Genomic DNA, 749 nt, shown 5'->3' on the forward strand with positions numbered 1-749 from the left:
AGGCGAGATATTGACGTTTGATATCTCAGTATTTCCTCAAGGGGTTTCAGATCCGTTCAGGCTACGATTCAGCCACAATTTCTATAATGATTGAGCCAAAGATGGACATTGTTCTAGCAAGTGGAAACGCGGGAAAACTCAGAGAGATTGCCGCGCTTCTTGAAGGCCGTAGGCTCCATCTTATATCGCAAGCTGAGTTGGGTATTAAGAGTGCGGAAGAAACAGGCCTAAGCTTTATCGAAAACGCGATTTTAAAGGCGCGACATGCCTCCTCAGAGAGCGGTAAGCCTGCCCTTGCGGATGATTCCGGTTTGGCGGTCGATGCTCTGCAAGGTGCGCCAGGTATTTATTCTGCTCGATATAGCGGCTCAGATGCGACGGACCAAAGCAATATTGATCTGCTGCTTGAAAACTTAAAAGGGGTGCCAGTCGAACAGCGGCAAGCGACGTTCCATTGTGTACTGGTGTTCGTGCGACACCCTCTAGACCCCACACCAGTCGTTTGCCATGGAGTTTGGGAAGGGGTTATCGCTGAGCAGCCTTCAGGAGAAGAAGGGTTTGGCTATGATCCGGTTTTTTGGATTCCAGAATTAAACTGCACCGCAGCCGATCTAACGCGAGAGCGAAAGTCAGCGATTAGTCACCGTGGTAAAGCTTTAAAGCAGTTAAGTGAGATGCTGCCTGCACTCAACAGCCCGACTTAGGAGCACATTTGCGTCTTCCCCCTCTGAGTTTATACATACACCTTC

The 749-nt window shown here is 49.4% G+C and carries 1 protein-coding gene; it reads left to right on the forward strand.

Going from position 1 to position 749, the window contains the following annotated elements:
* Positions 1 to 101: 101 nt before the first annotated feature.
* Entirely contained in the window at positions 102 to 704 is a 603-nt protein-coding gene (rdgB, locus tag A3751_RS18935) for an RdgB/HAM1 family non-canonical purine NTP pyrophosphatase (protein ID WP_068458565.1), read from the forward strand.
* Positions 705 to 749: the final 45 nt, after the last annotated feature.

This window comes from Oleiphilus sp. HI0080 (assembly GCF_001635135.1).

What these genes read in the sequence shown, in the direction of transcription:
- rdgB (WP_068458565.1), top strand. Translation starts at nt 102, where the DNA reads ATGGACATTGTTCTAGCAAGTGGAAACGCGGGAAAACTCAGAGAGATT.